Genomic DNA, 18,285 nt, shown 5'->3' with positions numbered 1-18,285 from the left:
ATTGTCTCAAAAATTATCCAACGCTCATCTTTGGTCAAGTTAACACTGTACTTTTTATTCATAACTAAGCACGTGTTAACATATACAATCAACACTTATTTATAATGCGGTCAAAGCAGTATGCAAAAGCTAACAAAAATTAACTGGTGTACAAGTTGGTTAAAAAGTGGTTTTTAATTATAGCCGTCGCGGCGATTGCAGTTATAGTTGCGGCTGTTGCTTTCTCATTTTACCCCTCTCCCCTTAGTATCGATAACCTAGGCGGAAAATACAACGCCACCCTAACCCGCTGGAGTGACCATGTACAGCTAACCTATACCGACGAGACAGGTCAACATAGCTCCGCATACTTTGACGATAACCTAAAAGACGGATTAAACTGGATTAGTGCTCAAACTCCTGAAAACGCAACAATCTTTGCCTGGTGGGACTATGGACACATGATAACCGCCATAGGACAAAGAAATGCAGTGGCACGAAACCCCTCACAAGAAATTCTTCCCTCCATTAGTGATTCAAGTGAGATAAACGAGTTCGACACAAACGACAAAATCGTGGACATAGCACAAGCACTCATCACAGATAACCCCTCAACATTGATGGAGCTTATGGAAAAATACAACGCAGACTATGTCATGGTTTGCAAAGACGATGAAATAAAAGCGGCCTGGATGTGCAAAGCCGTTGGCCTTAACAGTACCGATTATGTATCCAGCGACGGTCCCCTGATGAAATTTACCGATTTAGGAAAGACCACAATGCTCTCCAAATTACTTGACAACAACAACGACACAGGCCTAACCCTAGTTTACCAAAATGCACAGATGAAAATCTACCAGCTATCGGGAGCGTAACTCTAAATCAGCCTCCCTGCACCACCAACTAAAACTAAACCAGCGCAGCCCAAAGTTAGTATACAATCAGCGTTGCTGTTGGTTTTTGCAGGCTTAGCTTTTGTTCTGTTATTTTTCAGCCCCTTTGGACCCATAATAAACAACAGCCCCATACCCTCCCTCTATCATCCAATCGGTTGGGCCGGATCTTTATCTATTTGGCAATGTTGGCCTGCTATAGCCAAAAATATGAGCAGACAAAGGATTATTTTTGGTTAATTTTAGCTTTAGTGTTCTTACCTAATTTGATCTCAGATCTGTATTTCTTTCCAATTCCAAAAATTATGGGACAGGGTATGGCTGAGTGGATGGCCATTCAATACGCCGTCTGCTTTATCTGCCTGGCCTATTTTAGCAGGGTTAAACTTTTGAGGTACTCAAATCTGTTGCTGATGCTGCTTCTTTTTCCAGTTACTGTTTTAGCTTATTTCTTCCCTATTTTTGGTGGTTCATCTGGAATATTTGTGGCAATTTCTCTAATAGTTTGGGTTATGGTCATTGGGGTTTCACTAGGGTATCATGCGTTTCAACGCAAAGAATACATCGTGTTAGCTGGGATTATTCTTACCTTTATTGTATCTCCCCCTCTTCCAGCCCTATACATCACCACTGGGGTGTTGCCGTTTGGTTGGAGTCAACTCTTCATGGCCGTACTAACTGATCGAATAGCCATTTTTGGACGAATACTAATGCTGTGCAGTTTACCTGCTATAATAGCGGTTTTAACCAAACCAAAGCTCAACAAATACGTCAGGAACCTAACAAGCAACAATTAAACTGCTAAGACTTAGGCTGTGCTCAAATTTCTTAGGGGTCTGAATTTGTTACCCCTTAAGCAATGGTGCAGTACACTTGACATCTCGGTAGTTGTTGTCTATCTATTGATGGGGTATCGGTTATATTTTATCTATCAGGGCAGTAAACGATTGTACCATAAGCTCCATATAGTTTTTAACTGGACACAACCTAAGGTTGGTTCGTCATATGGCTTCAAAAAACAGGTTGTGGGTCTTTGTTGGGCCTTTGTTTTTACTCGCAATCAGCTAGGTGATCTATATTGTACGTTATCCTATGTGGAACGTGACTTTCCCCGTTGCACTGCCCTATGTAGGTATGTTTTTGTCCTATTTGGCGGTTTTTCTACTCAGCTTAGTGCTCATAAAGAAAGATATGAAAACAAAATTAACTGACCTATTCCAATTCAAAGACGCCCGGGTGGTTCTTCTGGGATTGCTCTTAGCAGTATTGCTTCAGGTGATCTTTTTTGGGTTTGTCGTACTTTTAGGCGGCAAACCAGCTTCTATTTCCTTTGCAAACGGAACGCTCTCTTCTTTTCCTATAACAGTGGCAATAACTCTAGTGTTTGTGCTCTATGTTTTATACGGTAGCTTTGGTGCCTTTGCAGAAGAAGTTGCCTACCGGGCATATTCTGAATCTAGAATTGCTTCAAAATATGGTTATGTGCTTGGCATTTCTATCTCAACACTGCTGTTTACTCTACAGCATATCCACATTTTCCAAGCTAACTGGCTTGAAATGTTTTTCCAAAGACAATTTATTTACGTATTATTCTTCGGTATCTTTGTTGGCTATTTTTTTAAAAAAAGTAACGGAAATTTGTGGGCCGTTGTCGCGTTCCATGTCTTGATAAACATCATTGATCTGTCTCTGCCCATCTCCTTTTCTGCACCCTCAGTCTATACACATTGGATTATAACAATCCTTAGCTTTACGATATTGATGATTATTTTGCATGTTTTACCATTCAATAAACTCATGAAAACAAAGAACCTGACCAACAATTTAACGCAGACATAACTGATTAAACTCCTGCAGACGTGTTTATCTACTCTTAAATTTGCCTCTGGTGTTTTCAGTGAGGCAGATACGAATGCAAATAGTGCAAATCAAGGTGTTTTGTTCTGCTTTTTAAAGGTACAGATTTCTTATGGTTGTGATTAGGTTGTTTGACTATGAAATCATTATACAAAATATTGTGATAACCGGTTCTTTTAGTGACTGCATTGATTTGGGTGCTGCGAATTCCAAGTTGGAGGGTTCAAAGTGCAACTGGCGACGGTTCCCTGGGTTGGTCTTTAAGTTAAGGGTGCCTTCTGCTACCTTTTTGCTTTTTAGAAGCGGCAAATTTGTTTGCACCGGCACAACCTCAGAAGCCCAAGGCCGCGAGGCGATAACAAACTTTCTAAAACGCCTCAAAACTGAAGCCCTAGTTTCAAACAACTGTACCTATGAAAGCTGCGTAAAAAACCTCGTTGCCTCTGTAGCCATAGCCGGTGTAACCATATCCTTAGAACAATTCACAAACCAATTCGAATCAGCCCTATACGAACCCGACAAATTCCCAGCGGCCATCTACAAAATGGACCAAACCAAAGCAACCTTTCTTGTTTTTCTCACAGGTAAACTCATCTGCTCAGGCATCGCAAACGAAGAAGAACTAAAAAGCACTGTGAAAAAATTCTACGATCAACTAATAGAAAAAAGCACCATAGAAAAATCCTAAACAACAAACAAATTATGCACCTCATAAGGCAGGGTGGTATCTCAATTTTTTTGCATCTTTTCAATTGTTTTGCTCTATCCCTTGTGGTTACCTTTGTTCTGCTCAATTTGGGAATAGAAATAAGTGTAGCTTTGGCTTATTTGGCGTCATGCTGAAAATAGAGATGATCCTGTGTGGTTGTACCGTGCTCCTTTCGGTTAATCAGTGTCTGTTGCCAATAGGTGTGTAAGTTATGAAAAAAAAGTTGGTTGTAGCAGTTGTTCTGTTATTGATTTGCTTAGTGGCTGTTACAAGTTTTTTTGTGTTTAATCAAAATGGACACAAACAATTCTATGTTGGGGTTACCTATTGTGGCGGCTCGGTTCAAGAGGCTAAGGAACTTGTTGATAAAGTAAAGGATTATACAAACTTGTTTGTTTTGCAATCTGGCCATCTGCAGGGATATACTTCTGCTATGGAGGAGATAGGCGATTATGTTGTGGCGTCAAAAATGAATTATGCCATTGGTAGCAGTACAAGTGAGTCTCTTGGATTAAGCACACAACAATTAAGTAGCTGGCTTATCGAAGCAAAAGAACGCTGGGGCAAACAATTCATTGGAATATATTACGACGATGAACCAGGCGGAAAAATGCTCGACGGTGTAGGACTCACATTAAAAAGAGACGCCCAAATAAACAAAACAACTGCAATGTCCATCGAAAAATATGGCAGATCAATATCTGTTCGAACCACTAATAATGTAGAGTATAATAATATTAATAATAACAGTTTAGAAGATACTGGTCTGCAGGTTCGGGTTTTATCTGATACATCAACCAGTACTACTGCGGTTACATATGGGGATAATGGTGAGATATCTCTTGTAACTGTTGGTGCTGACTCAAGAGGGCATTATACGGAATACATTAATTATTATTCAAATCGGACAATCACAATTCAAGAATTTACTGATGCAGGATACAAATTTTATGCCCCTGAAGATATCACAAAATATACTGGATCGTTGCTGTCCTATGAGGTGCTCGTTGAGCAGAATCCTATCCAGACTTATGGTGATGCGGCTGATGTGTTTGTAGACATGCAGAGAGGATTGTTGGAGGGTATAGATAAAACGCAGTTAAATAAGCAGGATCTTTTGGTTTTTACGGCTGATTATGGACTTTACTGGTGGAACTACAAGGGTGGTTATGATGTGGTGCTTGCAGAGTTGGCCTGGAACCATTCAGCGGCACAGCATATTGGTCTAGTTCGCGGGGCAGCTAATCTTTTAGGTAAAAGCTGGGGCACCATACTTACCTGGAAATACACTCAGACACCCTATCTTGCTGAAGGCGAGGAGATGTTTGAGCAGATGAAACTATCCTATGAGGCAGGTGCAGAGTATGTGATAATTTTTAACTACTCAGAAGACCCCACAAACCCAAACACTCTACAAGAAGAACACTTCCAAGCTTTGGAACATTTCTGGACTGAGGTAGTTCAAAACCCTAAGGTTATTCACGGAGGCATAAGCGCTGAAGCCGTACTAGTGTTACCTAAAAATTATGGCTGGGGTATGCGAAACCCACAAGACAACATATGGGGCCTATGGGACGCAGACGATACCTGCCAACCGATCTGGGACCAAATGCAAACCAGACTTAACCAATACGGCGCAAAACTTGACATAGTCTACGACGACCCCAACTACCAAATAGCAAACCGATACCCAAATATCTACTACTGGAACAAATAACAACTACTGCCTGATTGGTTCACAAGCCATAATAGTTGTTGGATAAATCCCCTTAGAAGAATAGTGTGTTGGCACCCAAGAAAACCAGGTTCAACAACAATAACGGCAGGCTTGCCATAGCTAAGGTGAGAAAAACTATCGTAGGTATTGTTGGAGATGTAAGAATACCTTTTTGGTAGAGGGTTTGGTGTTTTTCTAAAGTAGCGAAATATTTCTCCAAATCAGTTTCTGCTTTCACAAAATGCACCACCATCCTAGCAGGCTCACCTTCTTGGAACACTACTCTCTCGGCGGGGGAGTATCTCAAACTTTTTAGTTTTTCTAACGGTACTTTTCTTGCAGTAAACAACAACCAAACTTTTTTACGCACAGAAAGTTTGATACCTCCAAACATATTGTGTCCCCTAAGTGCATCTTTTAGATTCAAAATAAAAATCGCCAACGGCCACACCAAAGATAAAAGAGATGCATAACAAAACACAACTAAAACCAAAGGCAAATCCAAAAAACCCAAACCCACATTACCACTCAAGGGCAGCAAGGGAGCCGCTAAGCCAACAAATATGAGTGCCTTAACATCTGCCCCTCCATAGAAACCCAAACAAAACAAAACCAACCCCAAACCGACTGCAAACCCCAGTGAAAGACAAACAACCTGTGCCCTAAGGGGTTCAGCGGCTAAAGCGGCAAGGTTATTATGCTCCCTATCGGATAGCCGATAACCCAAACACAATTCGAAACCTGCCGACACCTCACATCTTGCAGTGAAGCATACCCCAAAATCCCCAAACTAAAAACAAATAATGCCCACCCAAATAACTCCAAGATATCTCCCTCTACTTCTGCTCTGTTTCAACTGCTGGGAGCCCTTTGTTTTCAAGAGCCGATGGCAGACCATGTTGATGATGATTATGGTGTTGCTGATGATTGGGCGGGTGGTTGTTTTTTTGGTTTGGTTTCTCTTTTTTGTTTTGGGGTTGTTTGGTTTGGTTTGGGTTGGTTTGTTGGGTGCCTAGTTGCATTCTTGAGAGCGGTACTTTGCCAAGAGCGATGGGTAGTTTTTCTATTGCGCTGGGTAACCCGATTATTTGTGCTAACTCTTGGGTGGACAGTACAATGGGGTGGCGTTTTCTAAGGGTGAGACATAACCCAACGGCCAAGCTGGCTGCTAAAAGCGGTGGCCAAAACTCCATCTTGCTAAGCGGTGAGGTGATAAATTTTATAGGATCAAATAATCCCAGCTGATATATCAGTAAGAGCACTGCTATGGGTGTTATCCACCATAGGCGGCAAAAAATATTGTTTCTTAGCCAATGGTTTGAGGGTGATTTTAGTGTTGTTTGGGGTAGGTGTGGATTTTTTTGTTTTTTAACGGTTTTGAAGTGGTTCATAGCGGAGGCGGGTAGTGCTTTTTTGATAGCTTGAGCGGTTTGTGCCGAGTTGCTTTGGATAACTATTTGGCAGATAAAGAGGGTGCTGGCAAGTTTTATGGCTGCATTTTTTGTACACTCTCTCACCCAAGGATCAGAGTTATTGTAGGGTGAGACGTTTTTGGCTGGTTTGGTTTTTAGATTTCTTTTTGCGATGGTGCCAACAGCATCAATGCTTTGATTGAGCAATTCTTTGTTTAGGTTGGGGGTTTGGTTGGTTTTTTCGAAGATATATTTCTGTATACTCAAAAGTGCGTTGGGGTCGGCTTGGGCGGTGATCTCTAGGCTTGTGTTTGAACCGGCGATGGAGGCAACTAATCGGTCTATGAGGTTTGGGGGCTTTTTTTCTTGATAGCTAACTATGGGCAGGGCATAGTTTTTCGCTAATTCTAATTCTGCTCTGAACTGATAGCATTGCTCAGGCGGCTCAGCACTTACTACCTCAACATCTATGAGTGTTCTTATGATGTTTGCGATCTGATTTTTTGTCTGCTCATCAGCAAGCTGAAGATAGAACCTAATCAACGACGACGCTTCACACCCTCTGTTTCCGGTGTCTTTGATGAGAAAGCGGTAGGGTTTAGCTAGGTTGTATAGCGCATCTAGGATAGGTGCAAAATTTCCCGTGTTTAACTCTGAGGTTATCAGGGGTCTAACCTCAACCCAGTATTCCCTATTGACTAACTCCATAGCTATCGATACTTAGATTTTTCTAACTTTAAAAGAACTGATAGGATGCGCTTTGTTGTATCTCGTAATTTCTCTGTTGAGGCCGGTGGAATATTTTGGGAAGGCCTAGTTAACCCTTCTCGTAAACTTTATAACAACTACACCATAAGAAACCTCATGGGTCACCTAATCAAAGGGTTACCGTTGCTGTTTGCACTATCCCTAAGTATTATGTGTTTTCTCACAATCGCCTGTCTATTTTCTACTGAACCCATTTTTGCCCAGACACTCCAAAAACCAGCCCCTCCCGAATTTAGCTTAAAATTCGTTCCAGCATCAGAAACCACAATCCATACCGACCCCTATACAGGCGAAAAAATATCTGAAACAAGAAACAAGAACACCATAGAAGTCAAGATAAAAAATCAGTCATTTAAAGAAAAAATAAACGGTGTTAACTATTACCTATTTTACTCTATAAGTGAGCGGGGCCATTTTGCTTCTCCAGACACAAGCAGTGCAGAGTATTACAGTTTTTATAATTATTCTTTTCAGGAATTTCCCGACGAACCGCCATTCAACCTGCTCAGAGCTTCCAATTCGGAATACACAACAGTCTCAATCTATGGAGATTACCCTCCAAACGCCCAAATTGATGTAACCGTAACTGCAATGTTGATGTATTACAGCGAATTTATACAATATACTCCATACTATTACACGGGCCTCTCCACGAGCTATTTAACAGCTGGTGCGGTTGAAGGTGAAACTAACTATAGTAAACAAACATTCACCCTACCTAACTACCAGACTTCTGACAATTCCCCCGACCCTGCAGTCACAATTACACCATCCCCCAATGCCGATTCTTTTGCACCAACTGAAAAAGACGCCAACATAATTTCAATGCCCCTAGCAACCTTTACCATCATCATTGTAATTTTCTTATCAATCATAACCCTACTATTAACACTAATACTTTTCAAAATACGCAAACCCAACAACAACAGCAATAATTAAATCTACAACCACTCAATTCACCAGCTTACTGTAGCGATTCGTTGAATCAGCCGTTAGTTGCTACCTACTACCGATAAAACAACACAACACAAAACATGGTTTCTTTATGGTAGAAAAACTTCGCCAACTCTGAGAATGTGGTGTAGTTATTTTTGGTCTGTTTAGCAGACCAGTTTACTTCTTTGACAGATCGATTATATCACTTATTGTACTGGCAGCTTTCTGCAGCCTGACCTATCTGATGCACCTAACTGCTGTGTGTTGTTGTTTTTAAAATTCTGTGGTATGGTTTTTGGTGTTATCTGTTGGATACATGTCTTTGGTCAGAAAAGCCCTCGGTTCTATCTTTTTTAGGGTTGTTTGAAGGTATTGGGTTGGTAATTATTGCTGGAGTTACGCTTTGGATGGGTGTTCCTGCCGTTTTTTTCTGGGTGCCTCTTTTTGGATTAGTTATTGCAATATTGATGATAGTTGTCGCTGTTGAGACAGCAAATTCAACCCTCTATATCGTCTCTAGTTACGGCATCTCCAAAAAACAAGTCCGACCAATTTTTCATGCCGAAGCAATTCCCCTCAACAAAATTGCCAACATAACCATCACCCAAGGAATCTGGGGACGCCTCTTTCACTTTGGCACCCTCTACATTAACAGCTCAAGCCTCACCTACAATCCCCTAATTCTAACAGGAGTAAAAAAACCCCAAACACTAAGGAGACTCATAGTTGCCGCCAAACAAACCACCCAACAAACCAACTAACCCCACCACCACTACTATTACCACTACCCCAATCAACAAAAACATTGGACGACACCACCCCAAACTTTCCACCCCACTACCGCCGCCTCCTTCTCCTTCTCTTCTTTTTAGGTTGTTGCTGTTAACGCTGATAGGCTTCACAATTCTTCTCTTCTTGATGCCTGCTCTGCCCTTGATGTTTGCCCAAAACACCCAAGAGACAGCGGAGGTGGAGGTTGTTTCTGCTGAGTTGTTTTTGGAACCGCTTTTGGACAAATATGGTTATCCGGCCATAAATGCTGATGGAACCCTCTATCCCAACGACCAATTCACCCTAACCTGCCACATCAAGCTGCCAAATAGCCTCATCTTTGAAAAAGCTGCAATCAACTATCCTTCTGAGGCCTTCAATATGCTTAACACAGATGATTTGACTTCCCCAACTGGCTTGAGCGCCTTTGAGGTATCATCGGAGGCCGAAGCAAAAACCTACCTCTTCACTGTTGAAATATGGGGCCGCGAAGCATCTGAACCTGAAAACACCTCCGCCTCCTCCTCTTATGTGATAACCCAAACAACTCTAAGTGTGCAAGTGGTTCACTACGATCCCCACTTCACCCCCCTTCTAACCTACACCCTCCCCAATACAAACAACAACAGCAACAGCAGTAGTAGCGGCGAATCTAGCTTTGACTGCCCCTTTGCACAAATTATCCGCTACGACGGCAACGGACCCACCCACAACCTCGCCCAACGCGCTATCATCGATGACTACCACTGGGATGGCTATGCACAAAAAATCCCCCAACTAAACACCCTGCACCAACAGCAACTTATCCCAAACCTAACCGTAGCCAACTTTTTCAACCAAACCACAACCATCCAATTCCTCACCATAGGCATAACAAACAACAACACACCCAGCTCCTCTACTCTGCTAATAGTTGACGGAGAAACCCTCAACGCAGGGGAACTCCCCAAAACATATAGCTGGCAAATAAACACAAACCACACCTACACCTGGACCAAAACACTGCAAGCAACAACAGTAACAACAACAGCAATAGATCAAACCCCCAACAACCCAACAAAACCCCCAGCACAGGAATGGTTCGAATGGCAACTCAACCTCGTATTCCCGCCCTCATCTGACCAAATAATGCCCCTCCAAACCAACCAAATTCCCGATGACGAAATAAACCCGCTCATCCAACAATTCAATTCACCCAATGGAACCCTAACAACCACCCCAATTGGAAGTACCGTTACCGCAATATATGCCCACAACAAACCCTTAGAAAATTTTGCCCAAGAACAAAACATAAGCAAAAACCAAACCCTGCACTGCACCACACCCCTGCCACTATACTTCAACTCAAACCAACGCTACGCAAAAATCCAATACCGCCTAGATCCCCAAATCACAAAAGCCCTAACCACCCAAAACTTCACCGACACCCTTCACTACAATGTGACAACAGGCAGCACACGATTTGGTAACCCAAACTATTTCACAACAAACTTTACTACACAATACCACTTCTACAACAAACCCTTCAACGTAACAGCCTACCACTGGAACCCTACCAACCAAACCTGGAACCCCGACCCCACAGTCAACATAACAGCCAGTTTCAAATCCGCATTTAACTTCACCCAAACCGACATCCTACTCTGGGAACTAGAAGAACAAACAACCGACCAAACAGCCCTCAAACTCGTACAAACCGACATGTATGACTCAGACACCCAAACTTTTTCCGGAACAGGCACCCTAACAGCCAATCTAAAACAAACAAGCCCCCTCTACTACAACCTCCACATAGAAGCAAAACAAAAACAAACAGTCACACTGCAAAGAACCATCCAACTAAACTTTAGAAACAACCAATCCTACAACCTCCCCCTAAACCTCGACCCCACCTCCCCCCTACCAATCAGCATTATCGCCGACGATCCCCAAACAATCCAACTAACCCTCGAAGCCCCAACAGAGCTAGGCGGCCTAACAACCATATCTATATACCAAATCACAAAAACACCACCCCAACAAAAAAACCTAGAACAACTTCCCAAAGACCAACTCAACCTCAAACTACAAAAAACCCTAAACCTAACCCAACCCCAACAACAAATCCAAACCCCACCCAACTATGATAAACAAACCGCCCAATTCTACCAATACTACGAAGGCTACAGCTCCATATTTAGCGAAGCTTTAGGTTTTTGTGGACAAACCCAACTTGCCCTATCAAAAGACCCAACCCTAACCGCTCTAACCGATCAAGGTGAAGCCCTGCTCTATGTTGAGGCCACAAACGTTTGGAACACAACTTTCCATCAAATCATCGCTGTTCAACCTTACTCTGATCCAAAATGGAACATACCCCTCAACCAAGCAACAATATACCTCACAATCATTATCATCGTTGCTATACTCACAAGCTTTACCATATACCTAATACGAGCAAAACAATAGCTCACCAAAAGCATATTTTTGGCTCAATAATAAAGAGCTGTAGGTGTCGTGTGCCGTTAAATAGGTCACGGACGTTGCCGCCTCTGACGATCCCGCACCCCGCTGGGGACACGAAAACCTGCCCCAAAACAATGCAATACTACCTTAAACTAAAATTTGTTGCTACAGTTAACAAAACTGTCTTCTATAGTAGCAAGTGGTAGAATATAGACGATATGTTATCTTATCCAGTGGAATTTGATTTTTTCTTGTTTTTCGATAATGTCAAATTCGTGATGATCAGCAGTTAGTAGTTCTCCTCCGCAAACCGATGTTTCTGCAAGAGCTATTGAATCTGCAAGTGAGATTTTGTATGAAGCTTTATATCGTCCTGCCTCATTGAAAACTTCCGACAAAGTGGACTGTATTATTATAGGCAGTTTTTTAATCATTGTCAGTTCTTGGTTAGCTTTTGTTTTTCCTAGGTTACGGTAAATGTCATAGTACACTTCAAGGAGGTTAATGCTGTTCATGTGAATTTCTATTTTGCATTCCTTTGCGGATTTCAAAATGATTATGACCGTTTCTGCTCCTAGTTCATCACGTAAGAATGCTATTAGTGCGCAGGCGTCCATGATGTAGACGGAGTTTATTCTTCTAGTTCCTTATCGGCGTGTTTTCGTTCTAAGAATTTATCAACCGACATCTCTGGATAATCAGAGAGTGAGCCGCGTAATTTGCTGATATAGTCAAGTGGTTCTTCTATTGGTATGAGGCGTATTTCGCCATCGGTTTCACGTACCTCTACTTTTTCGGTTCTAATTAACTTGGATAAAGTCTTGGGCAAGGTTTTGGTATTTAATACAGTTTCAGTCACGGCAATCACCCTTCCAAAGTGAGTGAACTGTTTAAGCCTGAACTGTTTAAACATAATACGTAGTAGATATTGCCTTTTTCTTTTATGGGTTTGATGGGTTTTTAGATCGTTATCGTATAGCTGTTAGTGTGGTTGTTGTTGGGTCATGGGTTTTTTGCTTTTAAAAAGAAGCTGGGTTTGATTTATGGTGCAGTAACAGTTGTTGTTGTCGGATAGGTTTCGGTCCTGGTGTGTGGTAGTTCACAAAAAAATCAATGATGTAATTTGTAGGTTAAGGTCTACTCGGGCTTTGCTTGGGGTGGATGCTGGTATTCTGATTGCCTTTTTCACCATCACCATGTTTGCCATCTATCTTGCGGCACCTGTGATTATGTCGACTTTATTTGATATAATAATTGGCGGTCCGGAGGGTATCTATTCCTATCTTTTAGAGTTGCCCCTAATAACTCCCCCCGTCAGTAACGGTGCCACTCTTGGGCAGCAATTAGGCACACCTATGGTGGTGGTGTTTGAGTTGATGCGTACAATTGCTTTGGCTATGTTTGCGGTGGTTTTGATTGTGGCTGCTATATGTTATGTGTTGGAAAATTTCAGGATAATGAATGAAGGCACAGCCGCCAATATCATCATGAACAGTGTTTTTACCTTGATCTTATTGTTTGCCTGCCAGCCCATCTACAACACTGTGGCTGGTGCTATAAACCTCTTTGTAGGCTGGCCCGGTATAGGCGGCTCGGGTCTTCTTATCCCCTCAGGCAATATTATTGACATCATTGTTGGTTATGCCACTGGCGGTATAGGGACTGTTCCTCTGCCCAATATGGATCCCTTCACAGGATTTTTCTTTAGCGGAATTCTCATTATGCTTGTTGCCTCCATTCTGATGTTGACCCTAGTTATGGGTATTACGCGTCTTTTTTTCACAGGGGTTCTTGCCGCGGTTTTACCTTTGATTCTTGTTTTGCGTCTAATTCCGTTGACCAAACACTTTGCTGATACCCTTCTGCAAGATTTAATCGGCTTCATGTTTGCCAGCATCATGGCCTCAATAATATTGCTCTTTGGCTACCAGATACTGATAACCACAACACTAAACCCCCTCACCCAGATTTTGATAGCCATTATTACGCTTTTTGCCGCGGCCTACATGTCCACGGTGTTTGTGGGCAAGTTTGGCGCGTTAGGTATGTCGGCAGCAAACATGGTTGGGGGAGCGGTCACCACAGCGGCTGGAGCGGCTATGGGCATGGCCGGCGGAGCCATTTTGGGTGGCGGGGCAGGTATGGCCAGTCGCATTAGCGGCTTGAGCGGTATGGGTTTGAGCAAAACAGAGATGCTAAACCAAGCCGGCCAAGGGTTTGTATCAGGCGCTGCCCCTGGGGCAGTGATGGGGTTCTTATCAAGCGGAGGCGGAGGAAGTCGACTTGTTATGGGTTCAATGGGCATGCGTAGCATGGGCCGCAGTGTTATCAGCTCTATGGGTATGCAACAAAAACCAGTTCACGATCTTCTCAACCACCGAGCCGGCTCCACTTTGAGTGCGGTACTCTACAAAAACTCCTCAAGCGACGTTCTCCCCTCAGCATCTTCTGAATCCAGCGCTCTTTTTCTAAGCGAGCTGGATACAAAAACAGATGAAGATCTATACCACGACTATGTTGTCTCTAACTACCCCGAGATAGCAGAGAATCTAAAAAATCCCAAAGCCGCAGGCTTGGAGATTAGACGCCATTTAACATCCTTACCCCCTGAGATTGCCTACAGCAACTGGCACCGCGCCCAAACCCAGGGCCGCCTGCCCAAAGAAGGCCGAGCAACCTTTTATCAAAACGCACGTGACGAAGCAGCAACAAACAAAGAAACAGTCACAGCCCTCAAAAAAGGCATCTACACCCCCAACCTCGAAGCCCTAGACAACTCTCCTCGCTTCGCCATAGACGTTTTTAACACCGGCACGGTGACCCAAAAAGGATCCATTGCAAACGCCAAACTCTTCGCCGGAGTAAAAAAATTAGGCATACCTGAAAGCAGACGCGGCAAAGAAGACCATTATGGTGCAACAAATTTCTACAATGCCTCTGCAGATATTTTAGGCCAGAGATTCTCCGAGGTTTCAGCGGTAAAGCTAACTCCCAAAGAACAGAAAACATATGGCTACGCTATGGCAAAAGTTCGTGATGTAGTGGTCAAACGCAACCCCATCTTGGCAAAAAACATTGATTACTATATTATGGGAAAAGACCACGGTGCATTTACCCGTCTTATGAATGATGAAAAATTTACAACCCAAGCAATAAACGATCTGGACTCCCAAAAAACCAGTACTTGGTTTGCTAACACGCTAAACACAAAACCAAGAGAAATCCCCTCCTTAAAGAGCCTCTTTACAGAAACAAAAACAACTACCGATAACCCTGCTAACTCTATTGCTGAGGTATCTCCACAACAGCTTATTCGGTCTAAACCTCTGCAGCGAAAACCCGTCGAATTGGTAAAAACGCAAAAAAGAAACGATAAAGAAAACCCGTGAGCAGTCCATTCAATAGCTCTGCTATTTGATGTATGCGGCCGTTTTTGTTAACTCAGCCTCTTTTGAGGGTATTTTTGGCAGGATTTCTTTGACTTTTTGTATAAATTGTTTTGCGTATCCGCATGCTTTTGGGCTGTCAATTGAATTTAGGTCGGTGGCCATATCGTAGAATATAAAGAGTTCGGGGTCATTGATTAGTTTGGTAACTTTTTTAACGGTCTTTATATCAAAGCTTAGTGTTTTTGTGGGCGGCCATAGTGCGTGGATTCCCAGTTTTGCTGCTAGTGCATAGTATGCTGCCCAAACACTTATCATAGCGTTGGATTGTGCCAAATAATTATCGGCCACTCTGAGTTCCCATTGAATATATGTGTCATCGGGGTCAAATGCATGAGGTTTGCCTGCAAGCAAATCTGCTTGAAAATTCTCCAAAATCGGATCACAGCTAAAGTATTTGGTGTAGAATTCTGTTGAGTAGCTCTCGATGTCACATACCTGTATAATTTCGCTTATTATCCAGCAGGTTATCCTATCTCCTTTCCATCTGCTGTAGCCGTATATGTTGTTTAGGGTTTTTGCGTAGCGTTGCATGAGGTTTTGCGGTTTCTCTTTTGGAGCGGCTTCTTGAAGCTTTTTTTGGGCTTGTTCGTAGAGGATATGGGGAACTTGATAGAACATGTCTGGATCGGGGGCGTCCATTTTTTCAAACAGTGTTTTCCAGGGTTTGTTGTCGTAGTGCATCTTGTTGATGATTTGTTTTGCGGTTTCTCTTAGTTTATCTTGGGTTGGTTTGTCTGTTTTTATTTTGGCAAGTACGTAATCATGTATGAGCCAAGATGACCAATCGTTGTGGTTGAGTTCGCGAAGATATTTTCCAAAAATTTCCTCCATAGTGTGATCTTTGAAGAAGTATTTTCCGGGCATGTAGCGGTAGGTTACGTATCGTTCGGCTTGAAGGATTCGCCAGTCTATCTCTTCATAGGCCTCAACATGGCCGCATTGGCTGCATTGTGTGGTTTTTGTTTGATCGTCAAATACAAGTTTGTTTTTATCTTTGTCGCATTTATTACACCAGTCCCCAGCGTTGGTCCATACATTAAATGTCCACTCCTCAGTCAGCTGGGTTTCTTGCTCTGGTGTAGTATAATTCAATTTGTATGCCTCCGATGACACCCATATAGTATGTGTTTGTTTGGTTGTGTAATCGTAATCCAAGTTTTTGCTAATTCTAGATCTTTAGGTGTGTGAGATTGGTTCATTTTTTCACCCAATCAGTTGGTCTCTGAATTTAAAAGGAACAATTTTGGTATATGTCAAAATTTGATCTATTGTTGTTGTGTTGGCGTTTTTGTTTTTTCATTCTGTTTTTTCTTGTTCGGTGATTTGGTTCCAGTATTGTTGGCATATTGGTAGGTAGCGTTGTATGTTTTCGTGTGTGCGGGTGTGTTCCAGGGGTTTTTACATTGTTCCATGGGGGTCTCCAAGAAATTGGTGTTTGTTTTTGCTTTTAAGGTCCCTCTTGAAACTACCTTTGTCAGGAGGGGAGGGGTGACTAAAAGTGTAGTGAAGTGCTGTTTTGTGTGGGTTACTTTTTGTTTTTTGTAGTAAGGGTTTGCTATTTGTTGGCTGGTTATGTGGTTGAATTGTTGGTTTGGGTTTTTGGATGTTGTGTTAGTGGCGTTATCTCTTTTTTACTCTATATATTATGTGTTTTTTTATGGTATATATGGTAAACATGATGGTAAATATATAAATGTGTATTAAGTATATAGTTGACTTGCATGACTCTTGTTTTACAAGCCTCATGATGCGGTGTAGCTGAACAACGGTTTGAATGTCCAATGATTAAAGGACCAAACAAAAACAAAAGTCTAAAGGTTAAAACACAATGAAAACCAAGACCAAATTTTTAATAACCTTACTAACAGCCACATTAATCCTAACAATCCTTCCAACAGTACTCTTTGTAATGGGCCAAAATCCCGAAGCCGATCAACTAGTTGCCCACATAGACGCAATATCTGGCTTAAAAGCCTCAATTGACAACAACGACCCAAACGTTATCCAGGTAACAGGCAGCGTTGAACAGGCAACAACACTCAACATCGATATTGGTTCTGGAATAACCGTGAAATGGGGTGCAATATACCGCGGAGAAGCATCCCCCCTAATACGTTTTACTGGCGCTGGCACTTTTGAAGTTGGACCCGGCGGCTGGATTGAAAATGAAGGCTCCGGCAACGCAATTAACGCAAACGGCGCCAAAGTCATCGTAACTGGTACCAGTAGCGCCGAGAGCGGCTTTGTATACGCCAACAGCGGCACCGCTATCGAAGGCTCAGGCCCAAACACAACCGTCACAATCGAGGGATTTGGCTCAGTATGTGGAGACGAAATCTTTAACCTACACCCAGTTATCAACATGATCAATTCCGCAAATACTGGCGATAACGTATTTGTAAACGGCGGTCACGTATGGGCGATCGCATCCTCCCGTTTAGGCTATGCCATCCAAACCTACGGCAATGTTGTAGTAAATGCTGGCGATGTCTACAGTCATACCGATCAAGGTCGAGCCATAAACCTTGTTGGTTATACCTCAGTCGCCAAAATCAACGGCGGCAAAGTGTGGGCTGATGGTATAAGCGGTGTTGCAATTAGCACCGCTAACACCGCAGGTCTCATCGAGTCAGTAGCTAATGCATCTGTTGTAGTCACAGGCGGAATCGTATCAGCCACAACCGGACAAGCAATCCGTACAACAGGCGCAAATTCCAGCGTAACAGTGACTGGCGGTATCGTTTCAACTACAACTGGCACCGCAATCCATACTGAACATTCCTCTGTCAATGTCACAATAGCAGTAAATGGCGGTACCGTTTCAGCCACAACAGGTTATGCGATCAATCCAACAGGTACAGTTTCCACTATCATAGTAGATGGCGGATTCGTATTTGCATACGGCACTGATATCACCGGCACAAATAATGTGGTACGCAGAACAGGTTTTACACCTACTGGCACAGGTGTAGTGGTCGCCTGGAACCCGGATGTAGTTTCTCCTTTTGTATATATTGAGAACTCAAACACTGCACTCTCCGTCTCCCCCCTTGGTAGCGCAACATGGCACAACAACACAGTACACAGCGGCATCAGCTACACAAATGGTGCAAACCAAGGCTTTTTCCCAATAAGCAATGTAACAGTAACAACATATGATATCCACTATGAGCTAAACGGCGGCTCTTTGTCTGCAGATGCTCCAACAAACTACTATGGTCTAGATTTGCCGCTTGGGGTTCCTGATGCTTATGGTGTGTTTGTTTTTGCTGGTTGGGATGTTGTTTTTTCTGGTGGTTCTTCTGTGTTGGGTGTTATTGGTTATGAGATTCCTGTTGGTTCTTATGGT

The 18,285-nt window shown here is 42.7% G+C and carries 16 protein-coding genes; 10 read left to right on the top strand and 6 right to left on the bottom strand.

Annotated elements, in window-relative coordinates; translation table 11 throughout:
* The first annotated feature begins 155 nt into the window (after positions 1-155).
* The 5 genes from FWF39_RS09295 to FWF39_RS09275 all read left to right on the top strand — a co-directional run bounded on the left by FWF39_RS09295 (position 156) and on the right by FWF39_RS09275 (position 5,155).
* The gene (locus tag FWF39_RS09295) at positions 156-854 is read left to right on the top strand and encodes a hypothetical protein (RefSeq protein ID WP_343383165.1); all 699 of its coding nucleotides are present in this window, start codon (positions 156-158) and stop codon (positions 852-854) included.
* A 335-nt stretch (positions 855-1,189) separates the two neighbouring features.
* Complete coding sequence (locus FWF39_RS09290; protein ID WP_343383164.1) at positions 1,190-1,669, top strand: hypothetical protein; 480 nt, start codon at positions 1,190-1,192, stop codon at positions 1,667-1,669.
* A gap of 271 nt (positions 1,670-1,940) precedes the next feature.
* On the top strand, positions 1,941-2,711 hold the full coding sequence (locus tag FWF39_RS09285; RefSeq protein ID WP_343383163.1) for a CPBP family intramembrane glutamic endopeptidase: 771 nt from the start codon (positions 1,941-1,943) through the stop codon (positions 2,709-2,711).
* Positions 2,712-2,841: 130 nt separating this feature from the next.
* Positions 2,842-3,417 carry a hypothetical protein gene (locus FWF39_RS09280; protein ID WP_343383162.1) on the top strand — a complete coding sequence of 192 codons (576 nt, stop codon included), beginning with the start codon at positions 2,842-2,844 and terminating at the stop codon, positions 3,415-3,417.
* A 232-nt stretch (positions 3,418-3,649) separates the two neighbouring features.
* Entirely contained in the window at positions 3,650-5,155 is a 1,506-nt protein-coding gene (locus FWF39_RS09275) for a hypothetical protein (protein ID WP_343383161.1), read from the top strand.
* Between the two features lie 52 nt (positions 5,156-5,207).
* Here FWF39_RS09275 and FWF39_RS09270 read toward each other — a convergent pair whose 3' ends face one another.
* Both FWF39_RS09270 and FWF39_RS09265 read right to left on the bottom strand, forming a co-directional pair.
* Entirely contained in the window at positions 5,208-5,906 is a 699-nt protein-coding gene (locus tag FWF39_RS09270; RefSeq protein ID WP_343383160.1) for a hypothetical protein, read from the bottom strand.
* A gap of 85 nt (positions 5,907-5,991) precedes the next feature.
* Positions 5,992-7,275 (bottom strand): hypothetical protein, encoded by a 1,284-nt coding sequence (locus FWF39_RS09265; RefSeq protein ID WP_343383159.1) that lies wholly within the window; start codon positions 7,273-7,275, stop codon positions 5,992-5,994.
* Positions 7,276-7,320: 45 nt separating this feature from the next.
* Here FWF39_RS09265 and FWF39_RS09260 point away from each other — a divergent pair, with 45 nt between their 5' ends.
* The 3 genes from FWF39_RS09260 (at position 7,321) to FWF39_RS09250 (ending at position 11,490) form a co-directional block, all read left to right on the top strand.
* The gene (locus FWF39_RS09260; RefSeq protein WP_343383158.1) at positions 7,321-8,274 is read left to right on the top strand and encodes a hypothetical protein; all 954 of its coding nucleotides are present in this window, start codon (positions 7,321-7,323) and stop codon (positions 8,272-8,274) included.
* 305 nt (positions 8,275-8,579) lie between these two features.
* Complete coding sequence (locus FWF39_RS09255) at positions 8,580-9,032, top strand: PH domain-containing protein (RefSeq protein ID WP_343383157.1); 453 nt, start codon at positions 8,580-8,582, stop codon at positions 9,030-9,032.
* Positions 8,998-11,490, top strand: coding sequence for a hypothetical protein (locus FWF39_RS09250; RefSeq protein ID WP_343383156.1), 2,493 nt, complete (start codon positions 8,998-9,000; stop codon positions 11,488-11,490). The genes FWF39_RS09255 and FWF39_RS09250 overlap by 35 nt, the downstream gene beginning before the upstream one ends.
* Positions 11,491-11,708: 218 nt before the next feature.
* Here the strand turns inward: FWF39_RS09250 and FWF39_RS09245 are convergent, their stop codons facing one another.
* Positions 11,709-12,104, bottom strand: a complete 396-nt coding sequence (locus FWF39_RS09245; protein ID WP_343383155.1) for a PIN domain-containing protein — start codon at positions 12,102-12,104, stop codon at positions 11,709-11,711.
* Positions 12,105-12,118: 14 nt separating this feature from the next.
* Positions 12,119-12,346: a hypothetical protein gene (locus FWF39_RS09240; RefSeq protein WP_343383154.1), complete on the bottom strand. Its 228-nt coding sequence runs from the start codon at positions 12,344-12,346 to the stop codon at positions 12,119-12,121.
* A gap of 232 nt (positions 12,347-12,578) precedes the next feature.
* Here FWF39_RS09240 and FWF39_RS09235 point away from each other — a divergent pair, with 232 nt between their 5' ends.
* Positions 12,579-14,876, top strand: coding sequence for a hypothetical protein (locus tag FWF39_RS09235; RefSeq protein ID WP_343383153.1), 2,298 nt, complete (start codon positions 12,579-12,581; stop codon positions 14,874-14,876).
* 21 nt (positions 14,877-14,897) lie between these two features.
* Here FWF39_RS09235 and FWF39_RS09230 read toward each other — a convergent pair whose 3' ends face one another.
* Positions 14,898-16,028 carry a hypothetical protein gene (locus tag FWF39_RS09230; protein WP_343383152.1) on the bottom strand — a complete coding sequence of 377 codons (1,131 nt, stop codon included), beginning with the start codon at positions 16,026-16,028 and terminating at the stop codon, positions 14,898-14,900.
* Between the two features lie 173 nt (positions 16,029-16,201).
* Complete coding sequence (locus FWF39_RS09225) at positions 16,202-16,348, bottom strand: hypothetical protein (protein ID WP_343383151.1); 147 nt, start codon at positions 16,346-16,348, stop codon at positions 16,202-16,204.
* Positions 16,349-16,764: 416 nt separating this feature from the next.
* Between FWF39_RS09225 and FWF39_RS09220 the strand changes: the two genes are divergently transcribed.
* A partial coding sequence (locus FWF39_RS09220) for a hypothetical protein (protein WP_343383150.1) occupies positions 16,765-18,285 on the top strand: 1,521 nt, incomplete at its 3' end.

This window comes from Candidatus Bathycorpusculum sp. (assembly GCF_009778815.1).
Lineage (GTDB): Archaea > Thermoproteota > Bathyarchaeia > Bathyarchaeales > Bathycorpusculaceae > Bathycorpusculum > Bathycorpusculum hydrogenotrophicum.
The sequence above is the reverse complement of the archived record's forward strand: the minus strand, read 5'-3'. Positions and strand labels throughout refer to the sequence as shown.